This is a genomic window from Microcystis sp. M53598_WE2 (assembly GCF_030067735.1).
In the GTDB taxonomy this organism is placed as follows: Bacteria; Cyanobacteriota; Cyanobacteriia; order Cyanobacteriales; family Microcystaceae; genus Microcystis; species Microcystis aeruginosa.
Genome location: NZ_JASJFE010000002.1, coordinates 1 through 6,543, shown reverse-complemented (window position 1 = coordinate 6,543; position 6,543 = coordinate 1). Strand labels below are relative to the sequence as shown.

Here is a 6,543-nt window from a genome sequence, read left to right as displayed (position 1 = left end):
GGATTGCAAAGGCAGTGGGCGAATCGACCTTTAAACACTTTTGTGGAAGCCTTGGAAGCTTTTCGGACAGCGATGTCTTTCCGTTTCTTTGAGTGGCTGACCGAGAATCGGGATGTGTTTGCCGCTTACAAAGCCAGTTTAAGCTTTGTTTGGGCTTGAAATTTGTTTAAGTCCCACTAAGAGTCCTTTCTGTCGGCTGGATAGCGATTGTTGGGATGTACAGTTAAAATTCTTCGACCCGGAAAATAGCCGCCGCGCTCGTAAAGTCTTTCGGTTTACCATTGATGTCAGTGATTTAATTCCTGTCACCTTGGGCGAAGTTCGTTCCTGGTCTTCTCCTTATTAGTCCTCTCCCCTGCGCTGACTTCTGACTTCAAGTACGGGCGAAGCATTCCGATAGGAAATCTAAGGTTTCAGCGATAGGTTATGCCCGAAGGCTTCGCCCCTACCCCCATTATTTACCCCAAAACAACCGTGAGACTTCCCAAACAATCTGCTCCCGTCAAACGACCCCATTTCATTCATCCCCATGAATGCGTCGATATTATTCATGGAGATGGCGAAGACTTGGTATCTATCTTAGTTAAGTTAGTTCATGGAGCTAACTACAATGATCCGGCTCAGTTTCAATACCCTCACTATGGCTATCTGAAAATGTCCTCTTTTGGCGGTTTTCGTTATTAGTATCGACTTCTAAAACCTAGTAAAAAACACTGGAGGAAATCAAACAATGGCTACGGAAAAACCCAAGACTGAGCAACCAGAAACAACTGAACCTAAAACTAAATACATTCCCGCCACTGGTTTAGAAGATTACGGACGCTGGAAAACCATGTTCAAAGATCGCAAGGCGAATCCCAATGATCCGCCTTTTCGCCGCGGTCGCATCTGGTCTTAAACTTTGTCCATTTTTCCTGCAAAACTTTGTCTATTTTTCCCGCAAACAAATTGTTTAAAGTTGACAATAGTTAACAGAAAACTCTTGACAAAGATCGTGTAAAGCTTTTAGTGTTATCGACAACTACCTTTGGAGTAACTTACGATGAAAACCCCAAAACTGACCCCTCGCATTACCGCCCCAGTTCAACGAGACAATATCACTACCGTTCCTAGTGATGGTAATGTGATTACCCCTGCTAAGCTAAACGGCTTTTACTTCGGATCACCGATATAGACTCCAAAAGGGTCATAGCTGTTGGATCATGCAGGTTAAGCGCCGTTTAGCTTACCTTCTGTGATTTAGCCACCAGGCAATGTTATCCCTTTGCGGGTGATGACGCAGTGTAATTTGTTCTTCCTGGCAGGTAGGCAGTCTTTTTTTTCATGAATTGTTCGCGCTTGCCTACCTGACAAAACGACTACTCTTCAGGTTCTATCCCCAAGGCCCTTAACTGTTCCGCTAGGCGATCGGCTCGTTGTCGTTCCTGTTCGGCTCGTTGTCGTTCCTGTTCGGCTCGTTGTCGTTCCTGTTCAGTAGATTCCTGGGAAGTTAACAACAAGTTACCTTCCCCATCCCACCAGCGAAGCCAGGGAAAGGATTGATTTTGGTATTCCCCTTGCCAAATTCCTAACTCTACCTTTAAAGGAACAATGGGATAATGACCGCGCTGATTAGGAGTCATTTTTTGGTAACGACCATTAACTAACTGGTACATCTCGATCTGGGCCCTGTTAACTTCATAAATTCCATAAAAAGGAATTTGAATCGCTCGCTCATAGATCCAAAATTTACCCTTGACAGGTGTTTTATCCCGTTCTTCTTCACCATTGCCAGAGACAAATTCTAAGGCAATAACCGGTTCAATGGTTTCTTTCCACATCACGAAGGAACGCCGGACTTGACCCTCAATCGTTGTGGGGACATGGGGAACATAAAACCAATCGGGAGCAACAGCACCTTTTTCTAGGGATTCTGGATGCTCTGGCAATCGCCAATAAATCCCACAATCTCGACCCAGACAGTAATTACCGTCAGGATGTAATTGCTCCAAAAGGGGTGTAATAGTATCCGTTAAAAGGTCTGCTTGGGGAGGCTCTTGATAGTTTTTCACAAAACTTCCATCTTTATCCGGGAGTTGGGTGTGGTCGGGTAAAGGGGAATCGCAATACACCGTGGTCGAAGGTTCCTGAATTGTGGTTGAGGGTTGTGCCGTTGGGGTGATTGCACTCATCTTTAATTCCCCTATTTATTGTTATCTAGCTTTTATTCTATAACTGTTCTTGAAAACCTGCAAAAACTATGCCTGATCTCAATGCTATCCCCGGAATGACTGCTCTTCGCTCCCATACCAAAGGCGATCCCCGCATCAAAATCGCCGTTCTTGATGGACCGATTGACTTAGATCGCGCCTGTTTCCAAGGAGCAAATATTACCCGCCTTGATCCCTATTGGTCGGAAGAATCTCCCATCGATCCGCAACACTTACAAGCCTTTTTAGATATAGAAAAAAGTGACAAAAGTGATGAAGAAAAAGAGTATCTGTTCAAAGAAGCTATCCCTGATGAAAACATCCTCCACAGTTTGCATTTGCGCTTCCATGCTAACCATATTATCAGCACCATTTGTGGCCAGCCAGATTCACCCGTAGAAGGGATTGCTCCTCAGGCTACTGTAATTAATATTCCCATCGCCTATAGCAACGAAGATTTTATTAATCCTCTCAATCTTTCCAGGGCAATTAGTACCGCTATTGAACAGGGAGTTAATATTATCCATTGTGCAGCTTGTCACCCAACTCAAAGCGGATTAGCTCACGAATTTATTGATAAAGCAATTCGTCAAGCTCAAGCTAATAATATCCTGGTGATTGCCCCCGGAGGTAATGATAAAGGAGAGTGTTGGTGCGTTCCTGCGGTGTTAGAAAATGTCCTGACAGTAGGAGCAATGAAAGATACAGGCGAGCCATTTAAATTTAGTAATTTTGGCGGTAAATATGCAACTCAAGGGATTCTCGCTCCAGGAGAGAATATTTTAGGCGCTCAACCCGGAACCGATGACCCCATCCGCAAAAAAGGCACTAGCTGCGCCGCTCCCATTGTGACAGGAACAGCCGCTTTATTGATGAGTTTACAATTAGAACAGGGGTTATCTCCCGATGCAGAAGCAGTAAGAGCCGCCTTGATTAATAGTGCCATCCCCTGCGATCCTAATAAAGTAGAAGAACCAGAACGCTGTTTATTAGGAAAAATCAATATTGCGGGTGCTTATGAACTGCTGACGGGAGAGAAATTACAAACTGTTGAAGCGGATAACAATTTGTCGAATAATATCATAAAATCGGCGGTAATTCCGATGACAGTGACAACCTCGGTTATCCCATCTAATACAACCGAGATGGCAACTCAGGGAATAACTATAACCACCCCAACAGCAGCGACAATAGAACTGGCGATCACTCCTAGCAATGCTTCAGAAAATGTTTCCTCAACCGGATTAATACAAAATAATCAAACAAATAAAAATATTGTCTTTAATAGTGTCGTTCCTAGTCAACGTTCAAACCTCGTTTATGTGTTAGGAACTTTAGGCTATGATTTCGGCACAGAAGCGCGTCGGGATACCTTTAAACAGTTAATGCCAACCATCACGATAGATAATCTTGAATTACCATCCAATCCCTACGATGCGCGGCAAATGGTAGATTATTTAGAAAGTAATTTATCAGAAACTAAGTCTTTAATTTGGACAGTCAATTTAGAACTAACTCCCATCTATGCAATTAAACCCGTGGGAGCTTTTGCCGCCGAGATTTATCAAGTCATGCAATATATGTTAGCGGGTCAAATATTACCAGAATCTGACGAAGATTATGTGGAAAGGGTGAGTATCCCCGGTATGCTGACCGAGGAAACTGTGAAACTTTTTTCTGGTCAAATTGTTCCCGTCATCAAGGTTAATAGTCCCAGGGGAATGTATGGCTGGAAAGTTAATACTTTGATTGAATCAGCGCTAGAAACTGTTAGCGCAGAACATGAAATCGCCGATGAAGCGAGGATGCGGCGTTCTCTGACCAGTTTCTTGAATCGCATTTATTATGACTTACGCAATGTCGGACAAATCGCCCGGGATCGCGCTTTAAATTTTGCAGCTACTAACGCTTTTCAAGCTGTACAAACCTTCTCCCAAGCAGTAGCGCTGGGAATGGAACTACACAGCATTGAAGTGGAAAAAAGCCCCTTCTGTCGCTAGGTCAGTGAATGCTGGGATGTGAAATTAAAATTCTTTGATCCCGAAAATGGTCTGCGCGCTAAACGAGTTTTTCGCTTTACCATTGATGTTAGCGATCGCACCCCTGTAACCTTAGGTGAAATGCGTTCTTGGGCTGTTTCTAAATAGCCTGAGTCTGCTAAGTACCTAAGCAAAAAATGATTAACCAATAAGGCCAGGGTTAACTTGTCAAAATTGCACCAAATGTACTTAGCAAAAATGCTGCTCAAATTCAATTATAATTAACTTCTTATTCAAAATTTTAGTTAATTATGCGTTACAAACTTTTAGGTAATAGTGGTCTGCGGGTTTCCGAACTATGTCTAGGAACGATGACATTCGGGCAAGATTGGGGTTGGGGGTCGGATAAAGAGGAAAGTCGGGCGGTTTTTCAGGCTTTTGCGGAAGCGGGCGGCAATTTTCTCGATACTGCTAATATCTACACTAACGGAACCAGTGAAACATTAGTGGGGGAATTTGTCAAGGGCGATCGAGAAAAATGGGTAATCGCCACGAAATATTCTCTCAACACCCGTCCCGGGGATGTCAATGCCTGCGGAAATCATCGAAAAAACCTCTTTCAAGCGGTAGAAGCTAGTTTAAAGCGTTTAGGTACTGATTACATCGATTTACTCTGGCTTCATCTTTGGGACTCTCTCACTCCTATCGAAGAAGTGATGCGCGCTTTCGATGATTTGGTCAGGATGGGAAAAGTGCTTTATATCGGCATTTCTGACAGTCCTGCTTGGATTGTCTCCCAAGGGAACACCCTGGCCACCCTGCGGGGATGGACACCCTTTATCGGACTACAAATAGAATATTCTCTCAAGGAACGCACCCCCGAACGGGAATTATTGCCCATGGCCAAAGCATTAAATATCGGGGTGACAGCTTGGAGTCCCCTGGGAGGAGGAGTTTTAACGGGAAAATATAATCAACCCAACCCCGTCGATGGACGTTTAAGCATGACCGACCAACCTTTTCCAATTTTTGATCGCGATCTGAAAATTGCCGAGACTGTCCTAGAGATTGCCAGAGAAATCGGCAAATCACCGGCACAAGTGGCATTAAATTGGCTAAGAAATCGGCCTAACGCCGTAATTCCTATCATTGGCGCTCGAAAATTGTCCCAATTGCAGGATAATTTAGCCTGTGTGGACTTTAACCTGACTGGGGAACCGCTGCAACGACTCGATAATATCAGCGCCATTTCCCTTGGTTTTCCCCACGAACTTTTAGCCAGTCAATTTGTTGGCGATATCCTATTAGGAGGAGTAGCGGCACAATTGGACCGATGATGGAAGTTTTTGTTTATGGAACACTGAAACCTAAGGAGAGTAACTATTCTGCCTACTGTGCGGGAAAAGTGATCAACTCTAAAACCGCCTACACAAAGGGGCATTTATACCATCTTACCGCCCTCGGTTATCCCGGACTGACCGAGGGGGATGGCTGGGTGAAAGGAATTTTATTGACTTTTAACGCAGATTATGATATTGGGCTTTTGGATGGTTTGGAAGATTATCAACCCGGCAGAGATGCAGAAGAAAACGAGTATCAGCGTCGCAGAATTCCTATTTATAATCTAGAGCGAGAATTAATCGGCGAAGCTTGGGGATATATGATGACACCGGCAAAAATAGCTTTTCATGGCGGTATTTGGCTGCCTTCCGGTTGGTGGACCAGTAGCGATCGAGAATAGGGATGAGGGGGCCGATTCTGTTAAGATATACAAATTAAAAGCTTAATCGTGAAAAAATTATGTATCTACTCCTAGAAGTGGCCAGTGGCAAATTCCCCGTTTATTTTGTGGCAGTTTATGTGGTCGGTTTTCTCGCTGCTGTCACCATCGGTTCGATCGCTTGGTACAATTCTAAACGCCCGGTCGGTTGGGAAGATGCCCAAAGACCCGATATTGTCCCCGAAGTGAAGACAGAGGTGGATTCTGATTCTCAATCCTAGAAAAAGGCAGTGATCAGTTATTTTAGCCGTCAGCTTTTTCTCCCTTCTCAACAGTTATAAGGTTGGTTGGGATTGACCCTTGCCTTGGGACAAGGGGCTAAAGACCTTGCTAGGCGGTTATTTCAGGCATTTGGCTCCTTATTTCATGCCTAAACGTTTCGCACCTATGAGAAACGCTCTCAATCAACCAAGATCGATCGCAAATCGCTATGATAGAATATTGGGTCTTTAATTTCCGTCCCCTCCTCCTCTTATGAAACTGCCTGTCGTCGCTATCATCGGAAATTTTGGGTCTGAAACCCCGCCGTTTTACGGCGGCTTTACTGTTAAATATTAGAACATTTACGAAATATATGCTAAAATGTGAGACATGG

Annotated in this window: 7 protein-coding genes and 3 pseudogenes; 9 read left to right on the top strand and 1 reads right to left on the bottom strand. The window is 44.1% G+C overall.

From position 1 onward, the window contains the following. The 5 genes and pseudogenes from PX636_RS00055 to PX636_RS00035 all read left to right on the top strand — a co-directional run. A pseudogene (locus tag PX636_RS00055) lies at positions 1-159 on the top strand (IS701 family transposase); the annotation flags it as partial. A gap of 16 nt (positions 160-175) precedes the next feature. Continuing rightward, positions 176-346, top strand: a pseudogene (locus PX636_RS00050) (cyanobactin maturation protease PatG family protein); the annotation flags it as partial. 80 nt (positions 347-426) lie between these two features. Beyond that, on the top strand, positions 427-684 hold the full coding sequence (locus PX636_RS00045; RefSeq protein ID WP_002762745.1) for a cyanobactin biosynthesis system PatB/AcyB/McaB family protein: 258 nt from the start codon (positions 427-429) through the stop codon (positions 682-684). Positions 685-730: 46 nt separating this feature from the next. Continuing rightward, positions 731-898, top strand: coding sequence for a cyanobactin biosynthesis PatC/TenC/TruC family protein (locus PX636_RS00040; protein WP_288115820.1), 168 nt, complete (start codon positions 731-733; stop codon positions 896-898). A gap of 144 nt (positions 899-1,042) precedes the next feature. After that, a complete protein-coding gene (locus PX636_RS00035; protein ID WP_502882830.1) occupies positions 1,043-1,174 on the top strand; it encodes an anacyclamide/piricyclamide family prenylated cyclic peptide in 132 nt (43 codons plus the stop codon). Positions 1,175-1,358: 184 nt separating this feature from the next. On the opposite strand, the gene PX636_RS00030 is transcribed toward PX636_RS00035, so the two are convergent. Then, positions 1,359-2,171 carry a Uma2 family endonuclease gene (locus tag PX636_RS00030; protein WP_288115819.1) on the bottom strand — a complete coding sequence of 271 codons (813 nt, stop codon included), beginning with the start codon at positions 2,169-2,171 and terminating at the stop codon, positions 1,359-1,361. A 68-nt stretch (positions 2,172-2,239) separates the two neighbouring features. On the opposite strand from PX636_RS00030, the pseudogene PX636_RS00025 reads away from it, so the two are divergent. The 4 genes and pseudogenes from PX636_RS00025 (at position 2,240) to psb35 (ending at position 6,169) form a co-directional block, all read left to right on the top strand. After that, a pseudogene (locus PX636_RS00025) lies at positions 2,240-4,336 on the top strand (S8 family peptidase). Positions 4,337-4,479: 143 nt separating this feature from the next. Continuing rightward, a complete protein-coding gene (locus PX636_RS00020; protein WP_002797479.1) occupies positions 4,480-5,505 on the top strand; it encodes an aldo/keto reductase in 1,026 nt (341 codons plus the stop codon). Further along, positions 5,502-5,909, top strand: coding sequence for a gamma-glutamylcyclotransferase family protein (locus PX636_RS00015; protein WP_002797480.1), 408 nt, complete (start codon positions 5,502-5,504; stop codon positions 5,907-5,909). Before PX636_RS00020 ends, PX636_RS00015 begins: the two co-directional genes overlap by 4 nt. Before the next feature lie 59 nt (positions 5,910-5,968). Then, positions 5,969-6,169, top strand: a complete 201-nt coding sequence (psb35, locus tag PX636_RS00010; RefSeq protein ID WP_002761344.1) for a photosystem II assembly protein Psb35 — start codon at positions 5,969-5,971, stop codon at positions 6,167-6,169. Positions 6,170-6,543: the final 374 nt, after the last annotated feature.

What these genes read in the sequence shown, in the direction of transcription:
- PX636_RS00045 (WP_002762745.1), top strand. Translation starts at nt 427, where the DNA reads ATGCCCGAAGGCTTCGCCCCTACCCCCATTATTTACCCCAAAACAACC.
- PX636_RS00040 (WP_288115820.1), top strand. Translation starts at nt 731, where the DNA reads ATGGCTACGGAAAAACCCAAGACTGAGCAACCAGAAACAACTGAACCT.
- PX636_RS00035 (WP_502882830.1), top strand. Translation starts at nt 1,043, where the DNA reads ATGAAAACCCCAAAACTGACCCCTCGCATTACCGCCCCAGTTCAACGA.
- PX636_RS00030 (WP_288115819.1), bottom strand. Translation starts at nt 2,171, where the DNA reads ATGAGTGCAATCACCCCAACGGCACAACCCTCAACCACAATTCAGGAA.
- PX636_RS00020 (WP_002797479.1), top strand. Translation starts at nt 4,480, where the DNA reads ATGCGTTACAAACTTTTAGGTAATAGTGGTCTGCGGGTTTCCGAACTA.
- PX636_RS00015 (WP_002797480.1), top strand. Translation starts at nt 5,502, where the DNA reads ATGATGGAAGTTTTTGTTTATGGAACACTGAAACCTAAGGAGAGTAAC.
- psb35 (WP_002761344.1), top strand. Translation starts at nt 5,969, where the DNA reads ATGTATCTACTCCTAGAAGTGGCCAGTGGCAAATTCCCCGTTTATTTT.